This is a genomic window from Streptomyces sp. NPDC048590, from assembly GCF_043199535.1.
In the GTDB taxonomy this organism is placed as follows: Bacteria; Actinomycetota; Actinomycetes; order Streptomycetales; family Streptomycetaceae; genus Streptomyces.
Genome location: NZ_JBICWC010000007.1, coordinates 268,296 through 292,220, shown reverse-complemented (window position 1 = coordinate 292,220; position 23,925 = coordinate 268,296). Strand labels below are relative to the sequence as shown.

Annotated in this window: 28 protein-coding genes and 3 pseudogenes; 30 read left to right on the top strand and 1 reads right to left on the bottom strand. The window is 71.0% G+C overall.

Annotation, left to right across the window (positions count from 1 at the left end; translation table 11 throughout):
• Positions 1-47 precede the first annotated feature (47 nt).
• The 27 genes and pseudogenes from ACGFNN_RS22180 to ACGFNN_RS22050 all read left to right on the top strand — a co-directional run bounded on the left by ACGFNN_RS22180 (position 48) and on the right by ACGFNN_RS22050 (position 22,242).
• Positions 48-1,193, top strand: a complete 1,146-nt coding sequence (locus tag ACGFNN_RS22180; protein ID WP_393558200.1) for a C40 family peptidase — start codon at positions 48-50, stop codon at positions 1,191-1,193.
• Between the two features lie 88 nt (positions 1,194-1,281).
• Positions 1,282-1,590, top strand: coding sequence for a DUF6112 family protein (locus ACGFNN_RS22175; RefSeq protein WP_011029048.1), 309 nt, complete (start codon positions 1,282-1,284; stop codon positions 1,588-1,590).
• Positions 1,590-2,270 carry a hypothetical protein gene (locus tag ACGFNN_RS22170; protein ID WP_393558198.1) on the top strand — a complete coding sequence of 227 codons (681 nt, stop codon included), beginning with the start codon at positions 1,590-1,592 and terminating at the stop codon, positions 2,268-2,270. Before ACGFNN_RS22175 ends, ACGFNN_RS22170 begins: the two co-directional genes overlap by 1 nt.
• A gap of 28 nt (positions 2,271-2,298) precedes the next feature.
• Positions 2,299-3,708, top strand: a complete 1,410-nt coding sequence (locus ACGFNN_RS22165) for an ATP-binding protein (protein ID WP_393558196.1) — start codon at positions 2,299-2,301, stop codon at positions 3,706-3,708.
• 132 nt (positions 3,709-3,840) lie between these two features.
• The gene (locus ACGFNN_RS22160; RefSeq protein WP_311309635.1) at positions 3,841-5,307 is read left to right on the top strand and encodes an SCO6880 family protein; all 1,467 of its coding nucleotides are present in this window, start codon (positions 3,841-3,843) and stop codon (positions 5,305-5,307) included.
• Positions 5,308-5,332: 25 nt separating this feature from the next.
• Positions 5,333-5,785 (top strand): DUF6238 family protein, encoded by a 453-nt coding sequence (locus tag ACGFNN_RS22155; RefSeq protein ID WP_103516369.1) that lies wholly within the window; start codon positions 5,333-5,335, stop codon positions 5,783-5,785.
• A gap of 26 nt (positions 5,786-5,811) precedes the next feature.
• On the top strand, positions 5,812-7,317 hold the full coding sequence (locus tag ACGFNN_RS22150; protein WP_393558194.1) for an ATP-binding protein: 1,506 nt from the start codon (positions 5,812-5,814) through the stop codon (positions 7,315-7,317).
• A 32-nt stretch (positions 7,318-7,349) separates the two neighbouring features.
• Positions 7,350-8,045, top strand: a complete 696-nt coding sequence (locus ACGFNN_RS22145) for a hypothetical protein (RefSeq protein WP_393558192.1) — start codon at positions 7,350-7,352, stop codon at positions 8,043-8,045.
• Positions 8,046-8,176: 131 nt separating this feature from the next.
• On the top strand, positions 8,177-8,740 hold the full coding sequence (locus ACGFNN_RS22140) for a hypothetical protein (protein WP_393558190.1): 564 nt from the start codon (positions 8,177-8,179) through the stop codon (positions 8,738-8,740).
• A gap of 97 nt (positions 8,741-8,837) precedes the next feature.
• Positions 8,838-9,599, top strand: a complete 762-nt coding sequence (locus ACGFNN_RS22135; RefSeq protein ID WP_393558188.1) for a hypothetical protein — start codon at positions 8,838-8,840, stop codon at positions 9,597-9,599.
• 25 nt (positions 9,600-9,624) lie between these two features.
• Positions 9,625-10,122 carry a hypothetical protein gene (locus ACGFNN_RS22130; protein ID WP_393558187.1) on the top strand — a complete coding sequence of 166 codons (498 nt, stop codon included), beginning with the start codon at positions 9,625-9,627 and terminating at the stop codon, positions 10,120-10,122.
• Between the two features lie 158 nt (positions 10,123-10,280).
• Positions 10,281-11,006 carry a hypothetical protein gene (locus ACGFNN_RS22125; protein WP_393558185.1) on the top strand — a complete coding sequence of 242 codons (726 nt, stop codon included), beginning with the start codon at positions 10,281-10,283 and terminating at the stop codon, positions 11,004-11,006.
• A gap of 93 nt (positions 11,007-11,099) precedes the next feature.
• The gene (locus ACGFNN_RS22120) at positions 11,100-11,765 is read left to right on the top strand and encodes a hypothetical protein (protein ID WP_393558183.1); all 666 of its coding nucleotides are present in this window, start codon (positions 11,100-11,102) and stop codon (positions 11,763-11,765) included.
• Positions 11,766-11,860: 95 nt separating this feature from the next.
• Positions 11,861-13,649 (top strand): annotated as a pseudogene (locus ACGFNN_RS22115) (type IV secretory system conjugative DNA transfer family protein).
• The gene (locus ACGFNN_RS22110; RefSeq protein WP_393558182.1) at positions 13,646-13,876 is read left to right on the top strand and encodes a hypothetical protein; all 231 of its coding nucleotides are present in this window, start codon (positions 13,646-13,648) and stop codon (positions 13,874-13,876) included. The pseudogene ACGFNN_RS22115 and the gene ACGFNN_RS22110 overlap by 4 nt, the downstream one beginning before the upstream one ends.
• Entirely contained in the window at positions 13,873-15,045 is a 1,173-nt protein-coding gene (locus ACGFNN_RS22105; RefSeq protein WP_393558180.1) for a DnaB-like helicase N-terminal domain-containing protein, read from the top strand. The genes ACGFNN_RS22110 and ACGFNN_RS22105 overlap by 4 nt, the downstream gene beginning before the upstream one ends.
• Positions 15,042-15,308 (top strand): annotated as a pseudogene (locus ACGFNN_RS22100) (hypothetical protein); the annotation flags it as partial. The gene ACGFNN_RS22105 and the pseudogene ACGFNN_RS22100, both read left to right, overlap by 4 nt.
• Positions 15,309-15,351: 43 nt before the next feature.
• Positions 15,352-15,663 (top strand): annotated as a pseudogene (locus ACGFNN_RS22095) (DNA cytosine methyltransferase); the annotation flags it as partial.
• Between the two features lie 318 nt (positions 15,664-15,981).
• A complete protein-coding gene (locus ACGFNN_RS22090) occupies positions 15,982-16,326 on the top strand; it encodes a hypothetical protein (protein ID WP_393558178.1) in 345 nt (114 codons plus the stop codon).
• A gap of 93 nt (positions 16,327-16,419) precedes the next feature.
• Complete coding sequence (locus ACGFNN_RS22085) at positions 16,420-17,019, top strand: DUF4913 domain-containing protein (protein ID WP_393558176.1); 600 nt, start codon at positions 16,420-16,422, stop codon at positions 17,017-17,019.
• The gene (locus ACGFNN_RS22080) at positions 17,016-17,795 is read left to right on the top strand and encodes a glycosyl hydrolase (protein ID WP_393558174.1); all 780 of its coding nucleotides are present in this window, start codon (positions 17,016-17,018) and stop codon (positions 17,793-17,795) included. The genes ACGFNN_RS22085 and ACGFNN_RS22080 overlap by 4 nt, the downstream gene beginning before the upstream one ends.
• The gene (locus tag ACGFNN_RS22075) at positions 17,792-18,268 is read left to right on the top strand and encodes a hypothetical protein (RefSeq protein WP_393558172.1); all 477 of its coding nucleotides are present in this window, start codon (positions 17,792-17,794) and stop codon (positions 18,266-18,268) included. The genes ACGFNN_RS22080 and ACGFNN_RS22075 overlap by 4 nt, the downstream gene beginning before the upstream one ends.
• Positions 18,265-18,930, top strand: coding sequence for a hypothetical protein (locus ACGFNN_RS22070; RefSeq protein WP_393558170.1), 666 nt, complete (start codon positions 18,265-18,267; stop codon positions 18,928-18,930). The genes ACGFNN_RS22075 and ACGFNN_RS22070 overlap by 4 nt, the downstream gene beginning before the upstream one ends.
• A complete protein-coding gene (locus tag ACGFNN_RS22065; RefSeq protein ID WP_393558168.1) occupies positions 18,927-19,754 on the top strand; it encodes a large ATP-binding protein in 828 nt (275 codons plus the stop codon). Before ACGFNN_RS22070 ends, ACGFNN_RS22065 begins: the two co-directional genes overlap by 4 nt.
• Positions 19,755-19,778: 24 nt before the next feature.
• Positions 19,779-20,630: a winged helix-turn-helix transcriptional regulator gene (locus tag ACGFNN_RS22060; RefSeq protein ID WP_393558166.1), complete on the top strand. Its 852-nt coding sequence runs from the start codon at positions 19,779-19,781 to the stop codon at positions 20,628-20,630.
• Between the two features lie 115 nt (positions 20,631-20,745).
• Positions 20,746-21,696 carry a DUF317 domain-containing protein gene (locus tag ACGFNN_RS22055; protein WP_393558165.1) on the top strand — a complete coding sequence of 317 codons (951 nt, stop codon included), beginning with the start codon at positions 20,746-20,748 and terminating at the stop codon, positions 21,694-21,696.
• A 57-nt stretch (positions 21,697-21,753) separates the two neighbouring features.
• On the top strand, positions 21,754-22,242 hold the full coding sequence (locus ACGFNN_RS22050; protein WP_393558163.1) for a hypothetical protein: 489 nt from the start codon (positions 21,754-21,756) through the stop codon (positions 22,240-22,242).
• A gap of 4 nt (positions 22,243-22,246) precedes the next feature.
• Here the strand turns inward: ACGFNN_RS22050 and ACGFNN_RS22045 are convergent, their stop codons facing one another.
• Entirely contained in the window at positions 22,247-22,510 is a 264-nt protein-coding gene (locus tag ACGFNN_RS22045; RefSeq protein WP_393558161.1) for a hypothetical protein, read from the bottom strand.
• Positions 22,511-22,727: 217 nt separating this feature from the next.
• Here ACGFNN_RS22045 and ACGFNN_RS22040 point away from each other — a divergent pair, with 217 nt between their 5' ends.
• The 3 genes from ACGFNN_RS22040 (at position 22,728) to ACGFNN_RS22030 (ending at position 23,804) form a co-directional block, all read left to right on the top strand.
• Positions 22,728-23,075 (top strand): DUF317 domain-containing protein, encoded by a 348-nt coding sequence (locus ACGFNN_RS22040; protein WP_393558159.1) that lies wholly within the window; start codon positions 22,728-22,730, stop codon positions 23,073-23,075.
• A 97-nt stretch (positions 23,076-23,172) separates the two neighbouring features.
• A complete protein-coding gene (locus ACGFNN_RS22035) occupies positions 23,173-23,385 on the top strand; it encodes a hypothetical protein (RefSeq protein WP_393558157.1) in 213 nt (70 codons plus the stop codon).
• Positions 23,386-23,447: 62 nt separating this feature from the next.
• A complete protein-coding gene (locus ACGFNN_RS22030) occupies positions 23,448-23,804 on the top strand; it encodes an esterase (protein ID WP_393558155.1) in 357 nt (118 codons plus the stop codon).
• The last annotated feature ends 121 nt before the right edge of the window (positions 23,805-23,925 follow it).

The following is a 23,925-nucleotide window of genomic DNA, read 5'->3' as shown; positions in this document are numbered from 1 at the left end:
CCTCCGTCGCCCCGTCCGCACCGCCGTCGCGCTGAACGGCGGCGGCCGTGAAGAAGACGACGGGAGCCCTCGTCGGTCTGTGCGCCACCGGACCGCTCCTGCTGGCACTGCCGATCCTCGGCATCGGCGCCGGGACCGCCTCGGCCTCGTGCTCGACCGACAGTGCACAGGGTGTGGACGCTTCCGCCGTCGCCAAGCAGGTGAAGGCCATCCTGGACGGCGGCGACAAGGGCTCGGTCTCCGTACCGGGTCTGGACGCGCCAGCCGACCAGGTGCCCAACGCCAAGACGATCCAGGCCACGGGCGCCGCGATGAACATCCCCGCCCGGGGGCAGGTCGTCGCCCTGGCGACCGCGCTGCAGGAGAGCGGCCTGCGGAACCTGACCTACGGCGACCGCGATTCGCTGGGCCTCTTCCAGCAGCGGCCGTCTATGGGCTGGGGTACGGCCAGCCAGATCCTCGACCCGGTGCACGCCTCGACGAAGTTCTACGAGGGGCTCAAGAAGGTCTCCGGCTGGCAGTCCCTCTCTGTCACCCAGGCCGCGCAGGCGGTACAGAAGTCGGGCTTCCCGGAGGCGTACGCCAAATGGGAGCCGCTGGCCACCGCCCTGCAGAAGGCCATCGAGCCCCTGCTGCAGAAGGCCGGCGGCGCATCGCCGAGCCCATCGCCGTCCGGCTCGGCCGACACCGGCAGCCCCTCTCCCGATTCCGCGGGGGGTTGTTCGGCGGACGGCGACGGGACGGACTTCGGCACCATCCCGGCGGGCGCCCTGCCGGACGAGTACAAGATTCCCGCCTCCGCGCCGCCGAAGGTACAGACGGCGATCCGGTGGGCGCTCGGCCAGCTCGGCACCCCGTATCAGTGGGGCGGCACGTGCACCGACTCCCACGGCAAGAACCCGATGGGCCGCTGCGACTGCTCCTCCCTGATGCAGGGCGCGTACAAGGCCGCCGGGGTCACCCTGACGCGGACCACGTACACGCAGGTCAAGGACGGCAAGGCCGTCTCGGTCGATGCCCTCAAGCCGGGCGACCTCCTCTTCACCGAGGGGACGGCCGCCGTACCGGAACACGTCGGGATGGCGATCGGGCAGGGCCTGATCGTCCACGCCCCGCACACCGGTGACGTCGTGCGGATCACCACCGTCGCGTCCTGGAAATCGCGGATTCTCGCGGCCCGCCGAGTCGTCTGACCGGCGCTCCTCCCCCTCCCCACCTCCCCTCGCACCGCTGGTTCGCCCCACCGGGCTTTGGCGTGCGCTCATTCGAACTGGAGTTCCCGTGTATCTCGCTGAACAGGTCATACAGCTCGCCTACGACCCCGGAATCAAGCCCAACGAGGGCGGGCTCCCTGGCCTCAACGTCCTCAAGCAGGTGATGGGCTCGATCAACTTGTTCGGACTCATCGCCGTGGTCGGAGCCCTCGCCGTCAGTGCAGGCGTGTGGGCCTGGGGTCACCACTCCGGTGGTCACCAGGCCGAGGCGAACGGGAAGAAGGGTGTGCTGGTCAGCGCTGGCGCGGCCCTTCTTCTCGGTGCGGCCAACGGTGTAGTGGCGTTCTTCTCGACGCTCGGGACGCAGGTCCACTGATGGCTCAGCACTCCACCCACCCCGGCGGCGCATCTCGCGTGCGCCGCCGGGCGCTGCTCGGCACTGCCGTCCTGGCGGTGCTCGTCGCCCTCGCCGGCCTGGCCGCCTACCTCACCCGCGAGGGCCGAAGCCCCTCCGATACCGCTTCCCCACCGCCGAGTTCGCCCACGGCATCCTCGTCGACCGCGGCGCCGTCCGGGCCGCACACCAGGCCCCACGCCCTGCCCGTTCCGCCGAAAACCCACGACCCGATCACGTACGGGAAGGCCGCCGCCGCAGCGCTGTGGTCGTACGACACCCGCGCGTACTCGCAGCCCGAGCTGCGCAAGGCGCTGCGCGGCTGGCTGACCACGGAGTCGAAGTACGCCGACCCGGCCTCCGTCGACCAGGCGGTCCCCTCGGCCGTGCTGTGGAAGGAGATGGCGGCCAACAAACAGGTCGCCACCGCCAAGATCAACGAGGGGCACTTCCCGCACGCCTTCACCCAGGCCCTCCAGGACGACCCCGGGGCGATCACCCAGGCGTACGTCTACGCCGTCACGGTCTCCGGCAAGCAGTCGATTCGCTGGAAGGGCTCGGCTGCCGGCGGCGCGGAGAGCCGGTCCACCACCCTCGCGGTCCAGTGCCGGCCCAACCACTCCTGCGCCTTGGTCGGCGTCATGCCGTCCGTCGCTCCCTGACCCTCGCTCCAGAACGGAGGTACGACCCATGGGAGTCTGCGACTTCCCGCTGATGGACAAGGTGTGCGGCGCTGTCGACTTCGCCACCAACCCCGCCGGCACCGTCACCGACGGTCTCGGCGCGTGGATCGCGAAGTCGGCGGGCGAGCTGGCGTCCAGCGCGGCCGACCTGGCCGCCAAGGCCGTCAACAAGACGACGGCCATCGACCTCAACGCCGGGTGGTTCCGCGACAACTACGAGCTGCTGCTGCCCATCGGCCTCGCCCTGACCGTCGGCATCTTCTGCATCCAGCTCATGACCGCGGCCTGGCGCCGAGATGAACGTGCCCTCGCCAAGGCGGCGTTCGGCACCATGACCGGAGTCCTCTTCAGCTTCTCCGCCATCGCTTTCACGACCGTCGCCATCACCGTGGTGGACGCGCTGTCCGACGGCCTCTTCAAGGCCGCCAACACCTCGATCGACGACGCGATCCGTCGTGTGATCAAGGTTGATCAGATGGGGGCCATGTACGGCCTCGGCTGGGGTGTGCCCGCGCTGGTGGCCTTCGGGTGCGCGATCGGTGCCTTCCTCTACTGGGGCGTGATGGTGGCCCGCAAGGTCGGCGTCCTGATCATGGTTGCGCTCGCGGTGTTCGCCGGGGCGGGCGGCGGCTGGGAAGTCGCCAAACGGTGGCGGCGCGGCTGGATCGAGGCCACCGGCACCCTGATCGTCTCCAAGCTGTTGATGACCGTGGTCTTCCTGATCGGCGTCTCCGCCATGGGCAAGACTGACGCCAGCGACGGAATGGCGGCACTGTCCGACGCGATGGCCGGCATCGTCGTGATGGTCCTGGTGTTGCTCTGCCCCTACGCGACGTACAAGTTCGTCCACTGGGCCAGCGACGGCGGCGGTCACGACGACATGCACCGCACCGGTGTCGCCGGCATGGCGGTCGCCGCAGGAGCCGCAAAGACCGCAGGCAGCCTCGCGCTGCGGGCCGGTACCGGCGCCCCCGCTCCGCAGGGTCCGAACCAGGTCCCCGGCGCGGGCACCGATGGCGTCGCCTCCGGCATCAACCCCTCCGGCAGCAACCTCAGCAAGGAGGGCATCGACGCCGGGCCGCCCAAGCAGCAGACCCGCTTCCGGTACGGCGAAGACCCGGACGCGAGCGGCGACAAGGGCCGGGCCCTGATCCAGCGCCCCGGGATCCCGCCGCTGATCACACGTCCTGGCGAGGACGAACCGGAAGGGTCCGAATCGACTGCCCAAGGCGTTGCGGGCGGCTCCGGTCACCTCGCAGCCGCATCGGCTCCGGGCGGCGACATGACCTCCATGCCGCCAGCCGACCCCGGACCTTCGGCCTCGGGCACTCCGGCGTCCGGGTCCGGTCCGTCGGCCACCGGCTCCGCGACGCCGACGAACTGGGTGTATCCCACCCAGCCGCCGTCGGGTTCCTGACCCACATCCCCGGGGGCGGGCCGCACTCCACGGCCCGCCCCCGCCTCCCCACCAGCAGGAAGGTTTCGCCATGACGTCCAGAAGAGCGCCGCGCGCCCCGTCCTCCGCACCCTCCCACCGTCTGGAACCACCATGTCCGGCAAGCACCAGTCCTCCACCCCCACCGTGAAGTTCCCGCACCGCAGCAGGCGCGGCGTCCTGCTCGGCCTGTCCGTCCCGCAGTTGGCCGTCGCCGGGCTCACCGGCCTTCTCCTTCTCGCCGTGATCCTCGCCCGCGGTGTGGTCGGCGCCCTCCAGCTCATCCCGCTGTGGGCGGTCATCGCCCTGCTCGTCTTCGTCCGCCACCGAGGCCGTGCTCTGGCGGACTGGGCCCCGATCGTCGTCCGCTACGCGCTGCGCCGGATGCGAGGCCAGCTCGTCTGGCTCACCCGGCCCTCCCGCCGGCCGACCCGCGAGGGACTGCTCCACCTTCCCGGCACCGCTGCCAGCCTGCGCGTGACCACTGCTCCCGACGGCAAGTACGGCGCCGTCCACAACCCGCACACCGGGACGCTGACCGCGGTGGTCAAGGTCTCCTCCCGCGCCTACGCCCTGCTCGACCCCGGCACCCAGCAGGCCAACGTCGGCGGCTGGGGACGCGCGCTGGCAGCTCTCGCCCGTACCGGGCAGATCGCCCGCATCCAGGTGATCGAGCGCACCATCCCCGACTCCGGCGACGCGCTGCGCCGCTACTGGGAAGAGCACGGCCGCCCCGACACCCCGATGGCCGGCGCGATCTATAACGAGCTGATCCAGAGCGCCGGTCCCGCAGCCGCCCCGCACGAGGCGTACGTCGCGGTGTCCCTGGACACCAAGGCGGCCCGTCGGCTGATCAACCAGGCTGGCGGCGGTCTCACCGGTGCCTTCAGCGTCCTCGCCCAGCTCACCTCCACGTTCGACCAGGCGGCGCGGACCGCCGGTCTCACCCCGACGGGCTGGCTCACCGCCCGCGAGATCGCCGCCGTGGTGCGTACCTCCTACGACCCGAAGGCGCTGGCGACACTCGACCGCTGGTCCACGGCCGGTCGCCCCGAGGCCGAGCCCGCCGCCGCCGGACCCGTCGTGGTCGTCGAGAAGGCGGACCACATCGCCACCGACTCCGCCGTGCACGCCACCTACTGGGTGGAGAACTGGCCGCGCACCGAGACCAGCGCCGGCTTCCTGCACCAGCTCCTGTTCACCGGCGGGGTGCGGCGCACGCTGTCGCTCTCCTACGAGCCGAAGAACCTCGACGCCGCCCTGCGCGACGTGCAGCGCAAGAAGTCCAGCGTGATCGCCGACGCCGCCGAACGGGCCCGGCGCGGCCAGGTCGACTCCGAGGCGGACTCGATCGAGTACCAGGACATCAAGTCCCGCGAACGCCAGCTCATCGCCGGGCACGCCGACGTCGCCCTGACCGGTCTGCTGACCGTCTCGGCCGACACCGAGGACGAGCTGCGCACCGCCTGCGCCGTCGTGGAGACCGCCGCTGTCGGCGCCCAACTCGATCTCCGGCCGCTGACCTGGCAGCAGGCCGAGGCGTTCACCGCCGCCGCCCTGCCGCTCGCGCTCGCTGCCTGACCCTTCCCTTCGAAAGAGCACCCTCATGTCCCGCACCGCCAGCCCGACCGCGCAGGACTTCGTGCCCTTCGCCACCGCCGCGCTCGACTTCCACCGGGCGCTCAACATCCCGGGCGGCCCGCTGGTCACCACCCGGGCCGAGCTGGACGCCCTGCACGCCCACCTCGTCTCGCTGTACGGGCTGCTCGACGCCCACACCGGTCGCACCGGGCAGCTCGTCGCGGTCGAGGGCGACCAGCTCCGTACCGCCCGCACCCGCATCTGGCAGGCCGCCGAGCACCTCCACGCCGCCTACCACGCGGCACCCCGGCCGGACTCCGGCGAGATCCCCGCACCGGAGGCATGCCAGGCCGGCCTTCCGGAGGGAGCACCGGGACTGACCATCTGCCAGCGCCACCAGCGCACCGCTCATCTCGTCCGGCGGCGCACCACCCCGGCCGACCTGCACGCCCCGTTCACCGGCCTCGTCCGCCGCTGACCCACCCCTCATCTGGAGAAACGCTCATGCCCCGTACCCGCGCCAGCGCCTCCCCTCTGTTCGTGCCCCGTAAGACGACACGCGCCGAACAGCGAGCCGCCCGAGCCGGTTTCACCGAAGCCCGCCGCCAGGCACGCCTCGCCGGAAACCCGCCCAAGCACCGCGCCGAGCAGACCCTCGACCCGGATCTGCGGCCCACCTACCCGCCCGCCGGTCGCCCCGGTCCGGCCTCCGCCCGCGGCGGCAAGCTCGCCCTGCCCGCCCACCGGATGACCACCGCCACAGCCAGCGGCGCGTACCCGTTCGTGGCCGAGGGCGGCCTGGGCGCCGAAGGGGTGTTCATCGGCCGCGATGTGCACGCGGAGGCGGCCTTCTGCTTCGACCCGTTCTCGCTCTACAACAGCGGCAGGGTGGAGGGCTTCACCAACCCCAACGCGTTCCTGGCCGGGATCATCGGCATGGGCAAGTCGGCGCTGGCGAAGTCGATCGCCACCCGGTCGATCGCCCACGGCTACCGGATCTACATCCCCTGCGATCCCAAGGGGGAGTGGACCGGCGTCTCGCAGGCCCTCGGCGGCTACAGCATCGCCCTGGGCCCTGGGCTCCCCGGCCGGTTGAACCCGCTGGACGCCCCGGCCCGCCCCGCCTCCGTGAGCGAGGAGGACTGGTTCACGGAGGTTCGCAAGCGCCGTCTGCTGCTGCTGGCCAGCCTCGCCCGCACCGTGCTGAAGCGCGACCTGCTGCCGATGGAGCACACCGCCCTCGACCTGGCCCTGGATCTGGTCGTCGCCGACGCCGCCGGACGGGGCACGGTGCCGCTGCTCGGCGAGATCGCGCACGTACTCGGCTCCCCCGAACGCCTCGACCAGGCCCTCGGCCACCAGGCGGGGCACCTCGGTTCAGCCGCCCAGGACCTCGCCCACGCCTTGCGACGGCTCGTGCACGGCGACTTGAGCGGCATGTTCGACGCGCCGAGCACCGTGTCGTTCGACCCGACCACACCGATGCTGTCCATCGACCTCTCCCGTCTCGGCGGCTCCGGTGACGACACGGCACTGGTGCTCGCGATGACGTGCGCGAGCGCGTGGATGGAGTCAGCCCTCAGTGATCCCGATGGCGGTCGACGCTGGGTGATCTACGACGAGGCGTGGCGGCTGATGCGGCACGTCGGGCTGCTGGAGCGGATGCAGAGCCAGTGGAAGCTCTCCCGAGGGCTGGGCATCGCGAACCTCATGGTGATCCACCGGCTCAGCGACTTGCTCTCGGCGGGCGACGCCGGTTCACGCGGCCGAGTCCTGGCCGAGGGGCTCCTCGCGGACTGCAGCACGCGCATCATCTACCGCCAGGAGCCCGACCAGCTCGCCGCCGCTGCATCTCTGCTCGGCCTGACCGGCGTCGAGACCCAGGCGGTGTCCGCCCTGACCAAGGGCCGAGGTCTGTGGAAGGTCGCCGGCCGCTCGTTCATCACCCAGCACATCCTCCACCCGGCCGAGCGGGAGCTGTTCGACACAGACGCCCGCATGGCCGCCTAGCCCAACGACCAGCACAGCAAAGGGAATCGATCATGTCTGCTTCTTCCACTCCTTCCTCCGGTGACAACCAGCCGTCGCAGGCCACCGACCCTTTGGCGTGGCGACGGCACCTCCCGGCACTGGCCTCGGCCGCCACCGGGATCAACGAGGCGTGCGACGCCTGGGACGCGGTTTCGGACTCCCTCTGCGACGCGGACGGCTGGCCGCTGGACGACAAGGTCTACGGGGACGGGAAGGTCAAGCGGGACGCCGAAGCGTGGAAGCACGCCGAGGTGTTCCTCGACCACGGACCCGAGTTGCTGGCCGGGGTCCGCGCCGCCGCCGACGGCCCCGACTACGTCGAGGGGCCGATCAGTGACGACCTCCGTCGGATACACGGAATCGACACCATCCTGTCCCGGGCAGAGGAACTGCGGCACGAATGGGCCGACGTCATGGCGCTTATGGACGGTTCGCAGCCGAGCGTGCTCCACCTCTACCAGGAGCGTGCCGAGGAGCACCGCAACACCGAAGGCTGGCACTACTCACACGAACTCGGGTCCAAGGGACCGGCGTTGGTGCGCGTCGGCGAATACCTCGCTCACCGAGCGGACACCGAACGGCCGGCGCAGACCGAGCGGGCTCGCGTCGCCCTGACCCGCTCGACGCACAACGCCCCTGCCGGATCACCTGCTTCGCCCCAGCTCCCGCCGGCATCGCAACCGCCGGCTCCCGGTCGCTCGCGGTGATCCCTAGCACGCAGTCACGGCAGCGCCAAACTGCCCGATCACCAGATCCTCGTGGTCCACCGCGCACTCCTTCAAGCTCCACGCCCCGTCGGCTCCCGCCGTGCGGCGGGACGTTCGCAACGGAGAACTCCATGCACCTCGAAACCTCGCCCCCGACCGCCGTGTCCGATCCGCGTCGCATTCAGGCTGCCCTCTGTTCCGCGCTCGGGCAGCGCGGCCTGGAGGGCACCGTCGAGTACGGCCTCAGCGACTACATCGTCCACGCCGAGCTCCCCGACGGCAGTTCGCTGATCATCTCGCCCCCGCAGGAGCCACCCTCCGAGCACCCCGAGACCCCGGAAAGCTGGATGGTCACCCGGCACCGGTCCGCCGAGCCTGCGGTCTACGAGGTGATCTACGACTCCGAGCCGGACGGTCCGCATGCGCGCCACGGCGGCAGCGTGCCGGATCTCCTCTCCGCTGTCGACGCCCGCCTGGACCAGCTTGGCGTACCGACACGCCAGGAGCAGGAACGTTCCGGCGAGGCGCGCGCCGCCACCGTGCTCCCGCCCGACTCCGCTCCATCCCGGGCGAGGGTCGCTCTCGCCTCTTCGCCGTCGGTCGGCCAGCGCGTGCTCCCGACCGGTCCGCCGCCGGAGTCTTCCGCGCGGGCGGCGCCGCCGCCGGCCAGTTCCTCATCCGCTCCCCGGCTCTGACCGACCGCGATCCAGGAGTCCTCCGTGCACCGCACCCTCAGAACTGATCCGCCCGTCGCCCGCACCTGTGACCGCACCCGCCTCGGATGGATTTGCCATGCCCAGCCACTACGACGTGCTGCCCGACCTGGCCTTCGGCCGCCACCCCGTCCACGGCATCGTCGCCGCGAACCCGAAGAACCTCGCGGCCAGCACCTGGATGCTCAGGGGATTCGACTTCCATCCCGTCCCCGACCAGCCGACGTTGTACGCGCTGGCCGACCAGAACCGTGACGGACACGGCCGTACGAGCCGGGCCATCGAGCTGCTGCGCAAGGCCGGCTACCAGGTCGATGTGGACGTCGCCCTTGACCCTGCGCTGGCGCCCGAAACGGCACAGGTACGCGACCGCGGTCCGCTCGGTGAACCAGACGTCGCCTTCGCCGATCACCCGCAGCTCGGCATCGTCGCAGCCTTCGGCGACCGTGTCTCCGGCCTCAGCGGGCTGGCGCTGGTGGAGGACGGCTGGCGGCACGACTCGAGCCTGGACATCTACACGCTCCCCGCGACCACCGATCGCGTCGAGGCGCTGGGGAAAGTCGCCGCCGCCACGGTGGCCCTGCACCGTTCGGGGCTCCAGGTCGCAGTGCAGCCCCGCCTCGCTCAGGAGGTGACGGCTCGGCCCCGCCCTGCTGCCACGCCGACCGCCGGCCGTGAGCGCGGCCGTGGTCCCGCCCGCGCGTCTCCGTTGAGCGCCGCCGCGCTCGCCGCCAGCCCGGCCCGTGCCGGTATCCCGGGCAGGGCGCCGGTCCCCGCCGCCGTCTCCACACCGGCGGTCCGGCCGGTTGACCCCCGCGTCGCGTACTCCCGCGACCGCTGATCCAACTCCTCAAGGAGGCCCTTCCATGGCCGTGAAGACGATCTGGCCTATCGACCACACCTGCGGTCACCATGCCGACCGCGACTTGTCCGACCGACCGGCTGACCGCCGCGCCGGCTTCGCCGAGTGGCTCGCCCGGCAGGAGTGCACGGACTGCTGGCGCGCCTCGAACGAGGGCGACGAGCAGGACAAGGCTGCCTGGCTCAAGGCGAAGCGCGCCGAGGAGCAGACGGCGTCCGAAGCCTGGTCCGAGCAGTACCGGATGCCTCCCCTGGAGGGAACCGAGCGGGCCGTTCCCTGGGGCGTGCGCTGTCGTCACCAGATCCTGACCAATGCCTACACCGCACTGGTCACCGAAGGCACGACCAGCGAAGCGGAGTGGGCGGAGGTCGAGGAGAACGCTCGTACGGTGACCCGTGCCGGGTGGTGGATAGACCAGAGGTCGTCCGAGCCCGAAGACCTCACCGAACTGCTCCGAGCCGCCACCGGGGCCGACCGGCCGACAGAGAATCCCTTCTTCTGACCGACCGGGTGCCCTGCTGCGGCGGGGCACCCGGCTGACCGCCACCGTGCGGCCTCTACCAGCGATTCTCGGCCGGACCAAACCCCGGATTTGCCGGACGCTCTGCCCACTGGCCCACCTCCAACGGGTCCTTCGCTCCCTCTGCCCCGGAGACTTCCGTGCCTACCTCGATCACCATCACGTCCGAGTTCAGCGGCAGCGTCGTTGCCAAGGGCGCTACTGATGACCTCTCCGCGCAGCTCCTCCGTCACGCCGGTTTCAAGCAGATCGACGACTGGCACGGCCGACGCCATCGCCTGCCCACCACCACTCCGCTCGCCGACCAGGTCGCCATCGCCAGCCATGCGGCCGAGATGCTTCGAGCCGCTCGCTATGACGTCACCCTTCCGCCGTCCCTCGACACGGACCGGATGAGCCCTCCGGTGCATGCGCTGGGGCCCTACGCCGCCGGAGCTGAACTCCTCAGCATCACGGACCAGATCCGTGCGGCGGAAGACGGAGCCAGCCTTCAGCGGGCAGTCGACCACCTCCTTCACCCCGAGCACGGTGCGCTGGAGCGTGTCCGGGAGGCGCTGGAAGCAGCGGGAGAACAGGTCAACGACCTGGACGACGACGCGTATGCGCTCGCCGACCGGTTCGGCTTCGCCTCGGAGTTCGTCAGCTCGGCCCAGTCCGAACTCGTCGACTCCGAGACCGAGCTACGCCGCGTCGGCGCCACTTCGACGAGCTACTCCCCAGCACCGACCGTCCGTGATCACCGTGGTGCCGCTCTCGCCACTTCTCCTGCGGCGAACCAGGCCAAGGTCTCCTCGGCGTCCAGTTCCCCGTCGGCGCCTTGCTCTGCGACGGGTCACCCACCGCGCGCCTCAACCCCCCGACGGTGACCCCGGACGCCCTCTCCGCCGTCGGCCTCCAGTACGTCGCGCGCCCCCGCTCGACTCACCCCCGTCAAGGACCACTCACCCGAAGAGGCAAACGTGCCCGAGTACTACTCCAGCATCGGCGAGGCCGTCGGTGCGGCCATGCAGCACAACATCCGGCTCGCCCACCGCAGCGCGGCATCGGGCTCCGACAAGCCGCTGCAGGTCAGGCACCTGCCCAGCGCTTCCGCCGATCCGTACTCGGTTCGCGGGATGATTTCTCGCCTCCACGAGGACGCCTCGCCCGATGAGGTGGCGGGCATCATCGAGGAGGTCAACGGCGCACTGGTCGGGGCTCTGCCCGAACTGACCGAACTCGTCGCCTCTGCCGCCGACTGGACTCGCGCCCGCCTCGACTTCGACGCCCCGCATCACCATCCGACTTTCGAGACATGGACCCGACTGGCAGCCGCGTACGGGATGCTCCAGGACGTCCGTGAGCAGTTGGAAGCCGCCGAGGACGGTTTCGCTGCCTGTCCCGCAGAGCGCACGGACCCCCGGCACCACCAGATGGTCAACGTCCTGCGCAGCCGGGAGTTGCTCGACGATGTCCTCGGTGCCGAGGCTGCTCCTGTGCCGTCCGCTGCCCGGAACGTCGATGCAGACCGGCAGCGGGCTGCCCGCGCCTCGTCGCCGCGCGCCGGAACATCGCCGTCGACCGGCAGTCCGCCGGCCACCGCAGCACCTCCGCCCGCGCCTCGTTCTGCCGGCCGACCCCGCTGAAACGTTCCGCCTCAGACGTCCAGGAGTACCCCCATGATCTGCACGAGAGCCGAGCGCGCCCCGCCCCTGCCCGCTCGCACACCCAAGGAACCGCCGTGCCTTCCCCGCGCACCAGCGCGCCCTCGACCACCACCGGGTCGGACGCGCTCCTCTACCTCCTGTTCGGCATCCTCGGCGCCGCCATGGCCTTCGGCTCCCTAGCCTGGCTGACCGGAAATCTCACCAACACCCTCGTCGGGAGCGGGACATGGGCCCCCTTCCGCACAACGGACGCGCTGCTGCACCCGGAGGTGCTGTGGCCGGCCCTGAGCACCAGCATGCTGATGGTCGGCGCCCGCGTCGTCCCCGCCCTGTTCACCGTTGCCCTGGTCGTCACCACTGCCGTGCTGTGGATGCGGTGGCGTGCCGGGTCCAAGTCCGGCCTCGCCCGGAAGGCGGACCTGGCGCCGCTGCTGGACAAGGAGATCGTCGCCAAGGCGAAGAGCCTGCGCCCGAGCCTGGGCGGCCGGGAGAGTAAAAGAGGTCCTGCCCGCTGACCGCGGCATCCTGCTCGGCACCCTCGATCCCGGCCGTGCGGAGGTCCGCGCGTCCTGGGAGGACGTGATCGTCGCGATCATGGCCCCGCGTTCCGGCAAGACGTCCGGGCTGGCGATCCCCGCGATCCTCTCGGCACCGGGCCCGGTCCTGCTCACCAGTAACAAAGCCGCGAACGACGCCTTCACCACCACGGTGAACGCCCGTGCCGAGGTCGGCACGATCTGGACCCTCGATCCGCAGCAGATCGCCCACCACCCGCGCGAGATGTGGTGGGACATCCTCGCTGACGCCCGCGATCTCGCCGGGGCCAAGAGGTTGGCGGGGCACTTCGTGACCGCGAGCGTGGACGAGTCCAGCGGCTCCGACTTCTGGTCCACCGCCGCGAGCAACACCCTCGGTGCCCTCTTCCTCGCCGCCGCGTCCCACCGGCGGCCGATCACCGACGTCCTGGCCTGGCTCGCGATGCCGGCCGACCGCACCCCGGTGGACCTGCTCACCGACGCCGGCCACCATGCGGTCGCCGCCCAGCTCCAGGGCACCGTCTCCGGCGCGACCGAAACGCGCGACGGCATCTATGAGACCGCGAGGCAGTACGCGAGCTGCCTGCTCGACCCGGACGTCGCCGCCTGGGTCACCCCCAACGACGACCTTCCCGAGTTTCAGCCGTTCGCCTTCGCCACGTCCCGCGACACCTTGTACCTGCTGAGCAAGGACGGCGGCGGCAGCGCGTCCGCGATCATCGCTGCAGCGGCCGACGCCGTGATGCGCGCGGCCGTGATCGTGGCCGAGCGCTCCGGCGGGCGACTCGACCCGCCCGCCCTGTGCGTCCTCGACGAGGCAGCGAACGTCTGCCGCATCTCGGACCTCCCTGATCTCTACAGCCACTTGGGCAGCCGAGGCGTCATCCCGATGACGATCCTGCAGTCTTACCGTCAGGGCCAGCGGTGCTGGGGCGAGGCCGGTATGGATGCCCTGTACTCCGCCGCCACCATCAAGATCATCGGATCTGGCATCGACGACGCGGACTTCGCCGACCGGCTCAGCCGTCAGGTCGGCGATCACGATGTCCAGACCACCTCGGTGTCGACCAGCGAGGGCGGCAAGTCCACCTCGGTGAGCATGCGCACGGAACGGATCCTTCCGCCGGACGCCATCCGCGCCCTGCCCAAGGGCAAGGTTCTGCTGCTGGCCACCGGCATCCGGGTCGCCATGCTCAACCTCAAGCCCTGGTACAAGGAGCCCTCCGCCAAGGTGGTCGGCCCGGCTTCCGCTCGCGCCACGAAGGCCATCACCGAGCGTGCCCTCGCGAAGAGCATCGGCCAGGACGATCTTGGACTGTCGGCATGAGCGCGCCCACACCACAGCAGGGGCGGTTGGCCCACGCTCCGGTCGTCCTGCGCGGTGGCCGGTGGTGGCTTGACGGCGAGGCAGGCTCGGTTCCCGCCACCGATCCCGCCTTCACTGCCGTCTTGGACGACTTCGCGCTGTCGATGGCCGCTGCCGACCAGGCAGTCGCCAACCTCCGCATCCGGCAGGACGAGGCGTCCTGCACTGGTCCCGGAGGCCGGTGGTGAACCCGCTGATGAGTGCCGAGCAGGCGGTCCTCGGTGCCGCACTCCTCGACCCCGAGCAGCTCGCGCACCTGGAGTGGCTCGCTGCGGACCACTTCTATCGGCCCGTCCACCAGGCGCTGTTCGACGCGCTCCGCAAGCTGCGCAACGACGGGCATCCTGCGCTCTCGGCCGATGGTCCGTTGCCGCTGTCGTGGGTGACCGACGCGGTCGAGGAGGCCGGACAGCACGTGCGCGGGCTGACCGCGGCGTACGCCCACGCCCTGATCCAGGCGTGTCCCCGAACCGAGCACGCCCCGGTGTACGGCCGCATGGTGCTGGAGGGGGCGATTCACCGCACCGTCGCCCAGCACGCGATCCGTCTCCACCAGGCGGCTCGGGCCGACGCCGTCCAGGGCGAGGTCGAGGGAGCGTTGCGCACGGCGGACGTCCTGACCGGCGTACTCACCGACCTTGCGCGACGCTGGGGAACCGACCCTCGACCGGTCCCACCCACCGCTGGGCCCTCTGCCGCCACGCACATCCCGCCTCCGGCGCAGAGCGGCCAGGTCGCCGAGGACGAGCGGTTCCTCCTGGCCGTCCTCGCCGAACAGCCGGGGGCCATGGGCGAGGTGGTGGCCTGGCTGCGGCCGGGAGACTTCGCCGACCCGACCCACGGGCAGCTCTACCGGTGCCTGGGCGCGCTGCACCACCGGGGCGAACCCATCGACCGGATCACCCTGCTCTGGGAGGCCCAGCGACGCGGTCTGCTGGCCGACGGCACTGTGTCGAGCGAGCAGCTGACCGCCGTCTGCGAAGGCATGGTCCCCGGAAGCGCTGACTGGTTCGGCCAGCGGGTGATGCGCTCCTCCGTCACGCGCACCGCCGCCGCCTCCGCGCGAGCCATCCGGACCCTGGCTCAGGACGAGGTCCTGGGGCCCGGCCAGCTGATCAACCACGCTCTGCACGAACTCGGTCCGCTCGACGAGGTACGTGCCCGCTGGGCCACCGCGAACAGCAGTCCGGCTCCGAAGACCACGGCATCCGCTCCGCCGGCGGCCGAGCCGCCGCCCGACCGAGTGAAGGCCGCCCGCGCCCGCAGCACACCCCGCCCAGGCGCGTCACCCCCAGCCCCGGCCAGCCGTCTCCCCACGCTGTCAGCAGCCCGACCACCCTCGCGCGGCCACCCGTGAGGCCCCCTCCCCATCAGCTTCTTCTGCCCCTGGAACTCGCATTGATCTACCCCATCTCCGCAGCCGCGCCGGACCTACGCGTCACGGCCTCAAGCCTCGCCACGCCGTTGATCGGGTCTCTCTGCTCGGGGTACGGCGGCCTCGACCTGGGTGTGCAGTCCGCGCTCGGCGGCACGCTCGCCTGGCATGCCGAGGTCGACCCGAACGCCTCACGCATCCTGGCCCGCCACTGGCCCGGCGTCCCGAACCTGGGCGATATCACCGCCGTCGACTGGTCCACCGTCCCCCGGGTGTGCGTCCTGACGGCTGGCTTCCCCTGTCAAAGACGTCTCGGTCGCCGGCCGCCGGGCCGGACTCAACGCCCAGACCCGCTCCGGGCTCTGGCTGCACGTCGCCCGTGCGGTCGCAGCCCTCCGACCCTGCCTGGTTGTGATCGAGAATGTGCGCGGCCTCCTCACCTCCCCCGCCGGTTCCCCTGGCGACGTGGAACTCTGCCCGTGGTGTCTGGGAGACACCGCAGGTCAGCCTGCTCTGCGGGCACTCGGTGCCGTACTCGGATCCCTGGCCGACCTCGGGTACGACGCGAAGTGGCTCGTGCTTCGCGCCTCCGACGTCGGGGCCCCGCACCGCCGCGAGCGGACCTTCCTCGCCGCATGGCCCGCCGGGCACCCTGCTAAAGACGCCGACCAGCAACATCGGCAAGAACGGCGGCTCGCAGCATCCATCGAAGAGGAAGAGCGGGGGGCACGGTCCGAACCTGGCCGACGAGGTCGAGTGGCTGCTGCTGCCGACCCCGAAGGCGTCGGACGGGATCAAGGGCTCGCCGAACCAGCGGCACGGGAATGGCGACATGACACTGCCCAGCGCGGCTGCGTCGTTGTTGCCGACGCCGAGGGCCAGCGACACGGGCACCCCGGGCCGCCGCCCCGGGAAGGGATGGCGGCCTCCCTTGTCGGCGGTGGTCCTGCCCCTCTGGGCGGAGGAGACGCCGGAGGCGGGGGCGCGGACCGGCGATGGGGAGCGTACGGATCCGCCATCACCCGATGGGAGAGCCTCACCCGCCCGGCCCCGGCTCCCACGGACGCGGCCGGTCGGCTCCGCGCGGACTTCGTGGAGTGGATGCAGGGCCTCGACGCCGGCTGGGTCACCGCGACTCCGGGGCTCGGCCGTCCGGCGCAGCTCACCGCGCTCGGCAACGGTGTCGTCCCACAACAGGCTTCGCACGCCTTGCAGTTGCTGGCACCACCCTTCCCCCGCTGTCCCCGCTGCGCCGACCGATAGCGCTCCACTACCGCGTTTTTCCGGCCGGACCAAACCGCTGATTCTCCGGATCCTCTCGGGCATGTCGCCGTCTCACAGATGGAGCACACCCTCATGGCCGACACCAGCCCGACCTCCCCCGGCCCCGAGCCGTACCGCGTCCCCGACGCAGACCTTGACGACCTCGCCAGCACCCTCGCCAAGACCATGGCCGAGGTCAGGCAGCACGGCGTCATCCTCGACCGCCTCGGCTCCGAGCCCGACCCCGGCGCTATCCAGCCGCCGGACGGCGCTCCGGAAGCCGAGGCAGCTGACGGGAAGAAGCCCGACGGCCCCGCCTCGGTGTTCATCCTCGCCCTGGGTGGCAAGGAGTACGCCGTCGAACTCGCTGCTCTCAGCGGCTGGGTGAACTACCTCTTCCTGCCGGTGTACGGCCGGGAGATCAGCACGAGCCGTCCCTGGTGCGCGCACTGGCACGAACACCCCGAGGCCGTCGCCCGGCTCCACGCACTCTGGCTCGCCTGGCAGCAGTTCACCGACACGGAGGCCGGCCTGTCCGGCCCCTCGACCTGGCACCGCGACCACCTGGACCAGACCCTGGCGCACCTGCGTGCGCCCGACGGACCGTTCGCGGCCTGCACGACCAGCGCAACTCGCCCCAATCACCGGGTGCTGGCCACCCCGGCGCCCGAGCAGGCGGGGGTGGCGGCGTGAGCGACATTCTCGACTTCGGCCTCGCCGATCTATCGCCGGTCGACGACGACTCCGAGGAAGCGATGGAGGCTCTCTGGACTGGCGACCTGAAGGTGCTGTCCCAGCACCACACCACGCCCAACGGTTCGCACAGCTTCGTCCTCGCCCACGACCGATCGGTCACCTGGGGGATACCCGGCGAGCCACAGCTCGTTGCGATCGCGGTCGCTCGGGATCTGCGGCAGTCCACGTTCACGTTCGAGACGAGTCACCACGCCACGGCATCCTTCGCACAGAACTGGCTGGCAGAACGCGGCTGCCCGCTCGAACGGATCGCACTGCACGGTGGCGACTACATCAAGCCCGCCGACGACCTCACCCTCCAGGTGGAACAGCAGATCCAGAAGTCGGGCACCCGCTACGAGGTCCTCGACACCTACACCTCTGACGACAACCCCAGCGAGGCGTGGACACTCGTCAACGACTCCCAGGCCACCCAGGCACCGGTTCGCCTCTTCTACGAGGAGTGGAACCACGGTGCCGGCACGTACACGATGCGCGAGGGCGCCTTCCCCGACGTCGGCGTCGCCCAGACCTGGCTGGCCGAGCGCAGCGAACCGCTGCCCGAGCCTCCGGAGTACAGCGACCACAACGGCGCTGTCGTCCGGGCCCGCATCGCCCGCATCGCCCTTTCCCGGTCCGCCGAAACCTCTCCGACACCGCAGACCGGGCTCGACGCGCCCCGCGCGTCAGCGGCGGTACCGGTCCAGCGCGCGGTCCAGGGGAGGCTGCTGTGAGCCGCGCCCGCTTCGCCTTCGCCGCGCACCCTGACGCCATCGCCGACCTGCGGGAACTCCCCTCTGAGATGCGCGATTTGGCCTTGCTGGAACTGCAGAACCTGGTCCACGGAAGCAACGACTGCTTGCCGTTGAAGGGCCGCCTCGCCGGCTTCCACAAGGTGTACGTCGACCCGGCGGTCTCTTACCGGCTGGTCATCCAGTTCCGCCAAGCGCCACCGACCTCGACCCACAAGCGCGAGATCTACCTCGTGGCGGCTGGCAGCCGGAAGGACTACGCGGTCTACCGCGCGGCCCACCTACGAACCGAGCCCCAGCAAGGGATCGGCCCGGACTCCGCCACGGAGGCCCGCGTGCAGGCCGCCCGGTCTCGCTCGACGCTCACCACCGAACGGCCGGCAACGGGCCGCGCGGCTGCCCCGTCACCAGCGCCGCCCTCGGCCACTGCTTCTCGAAAGGTCGCCCAGCGATGACCAACGACCGTACTGCGCTCACCCGTTCAGAGCTGGCGGATCTCCTCACCGAGGCCGCTCAGAACGTCGGCGGCATCCCTGACGCCGAGTACCCGACGGCCGCCGCCCGCTCCTACCTGCATCCCGTCTTGGGTCCGCTGGCCGCTGGGCCCCGCGTGATCACCGAGCTGAACGACCGGTTCGAGGACTTCGTGGCCACCGAACCCCGCCCTGCTGGTTCGGCGGGCCTGTTCGCTCTGGCCTCCTACGCCTCTGCGCTGGGGTGGCTCACCGAGTCGTTCGCCGAGCTGACCTCCTCGGTCGATGAGATCTGTACCCGTGTGGGCATCCCCACGGAGCCTTGCAGCCCGGTCGTCGCCGCGTCCGGTGGTACGGAGCGGGACGACGAGTTCGACTTCGGCTTCAGCGCGGTTGAGTTGGAAGCCGTCCACAGCGCGGCCGAGGCCGCCGGTCTCGCGCCGGACGACTACGTCGAGGTTCTCTCCCAGTCGCTGCTCGCCGCCGCCCGGATCACCGACGCCTGCGTGGAGATCTCCACTGGCCTGCTCGATGACGCCGATCTCCTCAGCGAAGTGAGCGACCGCCCTCGGCTCGACAACGATCCCGGGAGCCTGCCCGCTCTAGTTCGCTCCCTGCTCGCCCGGATGGAGACGACGGAGTGAACCCGTACGACGCAGACACACACCCTGGGCCTTATCTCGTCGTCGAAGTGCTCGGTGTCGGGGATGTCAGCGTGCACGCCCTCGCACATGGTCCGGAGGAGCCGCTGCACCAGGCCGCTGCACGCGTCATCGAAGCCGCAGCGGCGCTGGACGAGCGACACGAGAGCGTGCTCAACGCGGTCCAGCGCGCTCAGCGCCTACTCGAAGGCACTGGTCGCGGTGAAGTCGGCCGAGCCCAGGTCTCGTACGCGCTGCTGCGGACAGCTCTCCCGGATCTCGGAGACGGCCTGGACCAGCAGGACCGGGCATACAGCCAGCTCGTCGAGTCCCTGTCCGCCTACCGCCAGCTTCTTTCCTCGCCCGAGCCTGCTCAACACGCGAGCAACAAGAGCCACGGGCCGGGCCAGAAGACGAGGCCCCACCGGGACGACGACTGGGCCGTCGCCGGGGAGCGCGGGCTGGTAGCCCTCGAAGCGGTTGCGGCCGGAGGTGTTCGCTTTCGCCGCAACGCGATCGGCGAGGACCCGTACATCTCGCGGGAGAAGGCCCAGTGGCAGGACCCGGTGGTCTTCCCGCAGACCGTGCAGCGGCTGGTCGCCGACGGGCTACTGCATCAGGACATCACCGAGAACGTGTACCGGCCCGGCCAGCTCCTCTCGCTCACTGCGCAGGGGGAAGCCGCCCTGCGTGATGGTCGTGCGACGACCTCCCGGGTGTCCGCCGCCCTCGGCCGCACCACCACGCGGACCACATCAGGCGCGCTCTCCGGCCCGGCCGCCGTGCCCGTCGCCAGGACCTCCCTCGCGACCCCCCGCTCACGCTGACCTCATCCCGATAAGGACCCCACCATGGCTACCCCCGGCCTGCCTCCCACCTTCTCCATCGCTTCCATCGACGCCCAGCGCGTCGAGGAGGCTCTCGCCCGGATCGGGCCCAAGTGGACCACCTGGACCGCGATGACCCTGGCCCAGGTGAAGGGCCCCGTGCGCGTCCGCGACGTTGCTGCGCAGCTCCCCTTCGTCAGTGAGCAGTTCGTCGGCAAACGGCTGGCCACGATGCACGCTGACGGACTGGTGATCCGCGATGACGACCGGCGGGGTGCGCCGTACCGGCTCAGCGCGCTCGGCACGTCTCTGGCCCCCGTCCTCCGCACGGTCTCGGACTGGTCCCGCAGCCACCTGACACAGGAACCGATGGCCGAAGCCGAGCGTGTCGAGGACGCGCTGCGCCGCCTGCATCTTCGGCACTCAACTGCCGTGATTCAGGCCCTCGACTCGGCTGACGGCCAGATGCGGTTCGTCCACATCGCCGAGGCGGCCGGTCTGGACTACGGCCTCGCACGGCAGCGACTTGTCCGGCTTCAGGCCGATGGCCTGGTCACGCGGACGGGCTCCCGGCACGGAGACCCGTACGTGCTCACCGATGCCGGCCAGGCGTTGGGGGCCGTCTACGCGAGTGTCGAGCACTGGAGCCAGCCCTTCTCGCTGCGAGGTGGAACAGCGGCACCGCGTCCGACAGCGGCAGCCACGCGGACCCAACTCGGCGTTCCGCTGGGGGCGGGAGCCGAGAGCGCCCGGACCGCGGCGGCCCTACGACGGAGCGCCGCCGCGTCGAACGTCATGTTCAGCCACGCGCCTCAGCCGGAACCGCGGGTGCCGGCGGCCGTGACCGCTCAGTCGGCACCGGGCCGGGGCCGGTGACGGGGGTGAGAACGAGAGGCCACTCGCCGCCACTACGGCATCCGCGTGCGCTCCGGCGGCTCCCGCCGCTGCATACGCGGATCCGTTCTCCTCCTTCGCTTCCGGAGACTCGACCATGTACGCCCCTGATGACCCGACCCGGTACCAAGAGGTACTGGTCAGCCCCATGTATCTGGCTGGTTCCAACGGGACCGGCGAGGCTGGCTTCGCGCCCGTCGCCCACTGGCCCCATCAGTACCTCGATGAGGGCCCCTGCCAGCTCCTCGTGACCTCTCCCGACCAACGGATTCGGATCGGCTGGTTCGGCGACGACTTCGAACTGTGGAAGATCAGCGCAGCCGAGGACGCCTTCTCGGCGCCTCGCTGGACGGCGACGTTCAACCACGTCACCCCGGCCGAGATGGTCGCCGGCCTCACCGCCGCACTGGTCCAGGACTACGACGAAGCCATCGCCTCGGACACCCCCGGCCGCTTCTTGACAGGGCCAACCATCCCGTGGAGGGATACCGTCCGGCCGCTGACCGATGCCGGCTGGAACCTTGACGGAGCTGCTGAACTCGGCACCGTCGAGATCATCGCTCCTGACGACCAAGCGGGCATCCTTGTCGATCGGCGCGGCTACGGCTCCGACCGCACGACCGTTGAGCTGTGGGCTGGCCCGCCGGGCTGGGGCACTCGTGCCGAAGCGACGTTCACGGCCCGCACCCCGTCCCACTTGATCGCCGCAACCGCCGCTGTGATGGCGAAGTCGACACCGGTGGTCCGCGAGCGCCACCAAGTCGACCGGCGGATGCAGCACTTGGTCACGATGACCCCTGTCGCTTCGGCCACGCCGATCGCCGAGGCTCAGGTTTCGCGCGCTCCGACTCCGCTGGACGTACGCCGCACCGCGGTCACCCAGGCCGTACACCGTGCCGCGCGAGCACCACGCACGGCAGCCGACCTCCGGGTGATGGCCGCGCAGAGCCGCTCCACGGGGCCGGCGCAGAAACGGACGGGACACTCGGCGCCCGCGACCTCTGTCCGGCTGCCGGCCAGCTCGCCGACGCCCCGGCGCGGACGCTGACTCCCACCCCAGGCCGCACTCCACTCTCGACCGTCCCCGCCCAACAGGAGTTCCACCATGCCCACCACCACCATGCTCGACCAGGCCACGGCCATGATCGAGAACGCCTGGGGCCAGCCCATCGAAGCTCTTGAGATCCTAGGGGTCCGCCGCCCCAGCGACGACCCGCTCCTGCGCTGCGCCATGCACACCCGCGCGGCCCTGGCCATCACGGACAGCGCGGTAACCGTTCACCAGGACCGTCTTCACGCCCTGTCCCGGCATGGGTACGTGCCTGACTTCTACGAACTCGACCGGATCACCGAAACGGCGGTCGAGCTCCGCGTCGCCCACGCGGAGGGCCGGGCGTACCTCCAGGCGATCCGGCGCGTGGTGGAGGCTCGGGAGGCCGCCGCACCCGAGGTTGCGGCACCGGCGGTTCGGCTGGCTCAGGCCGCTGTCGCCCACTCCGGGAATACGCGGCACGCCCCGGGGGCCGCGCCCGAACCGCCCCCTCCGGCGGCGGTCGTAGGGCCGTCAGCGCCCACAACGGGGCCCCGACGTTGAACGCTTAGCTCCGATTCTCGTCGCGGGGGCCCTCTTCGGCCCGGGGGCCCACCGCGCGGGCCAGCTCCTCCAGCGTCAGCTCCACGCGCCGGCCCTCGGCGACCCGGCGCTCCACCGTCTCCTCCTCCGTCCACCGGTCGGGCTGTGCGCCGACTCCCCACTGGCCGTCGGCGACCATCGCGATGTCGCCCACGGTCCAGGGCCGTCCGGCGGCGCGGATCTTGCGTTCCAGTCCGGCGCCGTCCCAGTGTCTGCTCGCCTCGACCATCCCCTGCTCCCCTTCACCGACGTGCGGTCCCTCACCGCAACCCAGGTACGACAACCGCGGTCGCCGATCCATTCCCGTCCCGCCGACCGCTCGCTGGTGGTCTCCAGTTCGCCCACGGCAGACGGCATCCCCGAGAAACGACTACGCACTTCGGCATGCCACATGCCAACGTACGGGTGTCGGGAAAACCGCAGGTCAACGAAGGGATCGTCCAACCGTGAACACCTCCGCCGCCCTCCTGCCCGCCGTCGTCCGCCCCGCCGTGGAAGACCGCCACTGGCTCTCCTCCGACCACTGCGCCGCTCCGGTGCTCGACCTCCTGGACGCTCTCGGCTGGACGATCGCCGAGACCCCGGAGGCCAACGTCCACGCGACCAGCCCGGACGGCGGCGTCTACGTCGGCTGGCTCCCCGAAGACCCCTCCGCCTGGGCGCGCGAGATCGTCTGGCGCGTCCAGGTGCTGCCCGCCGACGGCGAGGTATGGGTCCAGGAGTTCGGCGTCCACACCCCTTCCGAGGCCGTCGCCGGATTCCTCGCCGCCCTCGTCACCCACTCCTCGCGCTGACCACCGATCAGGCTCCGCTCATACATCCACCGACGGCTCGACGCCCCGTCGTCGAGCCGACCACTCCCGTCAATGTCCACCGTTCACGGAGACTCTCTTGCCCCAGTACCTGACCGTCGGCCACCTGCTCCGCCAGCTCCAGGAACTCGACCCCAACCTGCCGGTCCGTCTCGCCGTCAACCCCGACTTCCCCTTCGCCCACTTCGTGGGGGCCGAGGTCGTGGTCCGCGACGGCCAGGCGTACATCGCCGACGACGGCCAGGAGGACTACCTCCAGGTGGGGGCGCGCGAAGCCCTCACCTGGGCCTGATCACTTCCCTACCACCACGGAGGCTTCCGATCTCGTCACCCTCGCGCCCGGCGCCCCGCCTCGTGCTGCCCACGGTCGCGGCCCGCCCCATGCCGCACGGCGTGCACGGCGCGCTTCTCCAGCGCATCTCCGCCCGGCCCGACGGCCCCCTCGACATCACCTGGCTCGCTGCCGAGACTTCCAGACTCCCCCTCGGGCGCATCCGACTGCGCTGGGAGCCCGCATCGCGCAGCGGCTGGGACGTCACGACGTTCCTGGGGCTGACTACTGCCGAGGTGCTCCTCGGTTCCTGGCCCGCCGTCCCGGACGACTGGCCGCACCTGATCCGTCCGACCCTCTACGAGATGACCGGCCTGTGCGCCGCCCTCGCTTTCGCCACCGACGCCCTCGACCTCTCGAACCGTCTCGCCGGAGTCTGACCGAGGAGCGCTTGAGGCCGCCCCATGCCGCTCAGGCAGGGGCGGCCTCATCGTACGGCTCGTCTTCGGATGCCGGGCCCCTTCGCGTACGTCTGGGCGCGCCCAGCCCCGGATGGAGACG

Coding starts and splice junctions, on each gene's coding strand:
- ACGFNN_RS22170 (WP_393558198.1), top strand. CDS start 1,590: ATGGCTCAGCACTCCACCCACCCCGGCGGCGCATCTCGCGTGCGCCGC.
- ACGFNN_RS22165 (WP_393558196.1), top strand. CDS start 2,299: ATGGGAGTCTGCGACTTCCCGCTGATGGACAAGGTGTGCGGCGCTGTC.
- ACGFNN_RS22160 (WP_311309635.1), top strand. CDS start 3,841: ATGTCCGGCAAGCACCAGTCCTCCACCCCCACCGTGAAGTTCCCGCAC.
- ACGFNN_RS22155 (WP_103516369.1), top strand. CDS start 5,333: ATGTCCCGCACCGCCAGCCCGACCGCGCAGGACTTCGTGCCCTTCGCC.
- ACGFNN_RS22150 (WP_393558194.1), top strand. CDS start 5,812: ATGCCCCGTACCCGCGCCAGCGCCTCCCCTCTGTTCGTGCCCCGTAAG.
- ACGFNN_RS22145 (WP_393558192.1), top strand. CDS start 7,350: ATGTCTGCTTCTTCCACTCCTTCCTCCGGTGACAACCAGCCGTCGCAG.
- ACGFNN_RS22140 (WP_393558190.1), top strand. CDS start 8,177: ATGCACCTCGAAACCTCGCCCCCGACCGCCGTGTCCGATCCGCGTCGC.
- ACGFNN_RS22135 (WP_393558188.1), top strand. CDS start 8,838: ATGCCCAGCCACTACGACGTGCTGCCCGACCTGGCCTTCGGCCGCCAC.
- ACGFNN_RS22130 (WP_393558187.1), top strand. CDS start 9,625: ATGGCCGTGAAGACGATCTGGCCTATCGACCACACCTGCGGTCACCAT.
- ACGFNN_RS22110 (WP_393558182.1), top strand. CDS start 13,646: ATGAGCGCGCCCACACCACAGCAGGGGCGGTTGGCCCACGCTCCGGTC.
- ACGFNN_RS22090 (WP_393558178.1), top strand. CDS start 15,982: ATGGCGGCCTCCCTTGTCGGCGGTGGTCCTGCCCCTCTGGGCGGAGGA.
- ACGFNN_RS22085 (WP_393558176.1), top strand. CDS start 16,420: ATGGCCGACACCAGCCCGACCTCCCCCGGCCCCGAGCCGTACCGCGTC.
- ACGFNN_RS22070 (WP_393558170.1), top strand. CDS start 18,265: ATGACCAACGACCGTACTGCGCTCACCCGTTCAGAGCTGGCGGATCTC.
- ACGFNN_RS22060 (WP_393558166.1), top strand. CDS start 19,779: ATGGCTACCCCCGGCCTGCCTCCCACCTTCTCCATCGCTTCCATCGAC.
- ACGFNN_RS22055 (WP_393558165.1), top strand. CDS start 20,746: ATGTACGCCCCTGATGACCCGACCCGGTACCAAGAGGTACTGGTCAGC.
- ACGFNN_RS22050 (WP_393558163.1), top strand. CDS start 21,754: ATGCCCACCACCACCATGCTCGACCAGGCCACGGCCATGATCGAGAAC.
- ACGFNN_RS22045 (WP_393558161.1), bottom strand. CDS start 22,510: ATGGTCGAGGCGAGCAGACACTGGGACGGCGCCGGACTGGAACGCAAG.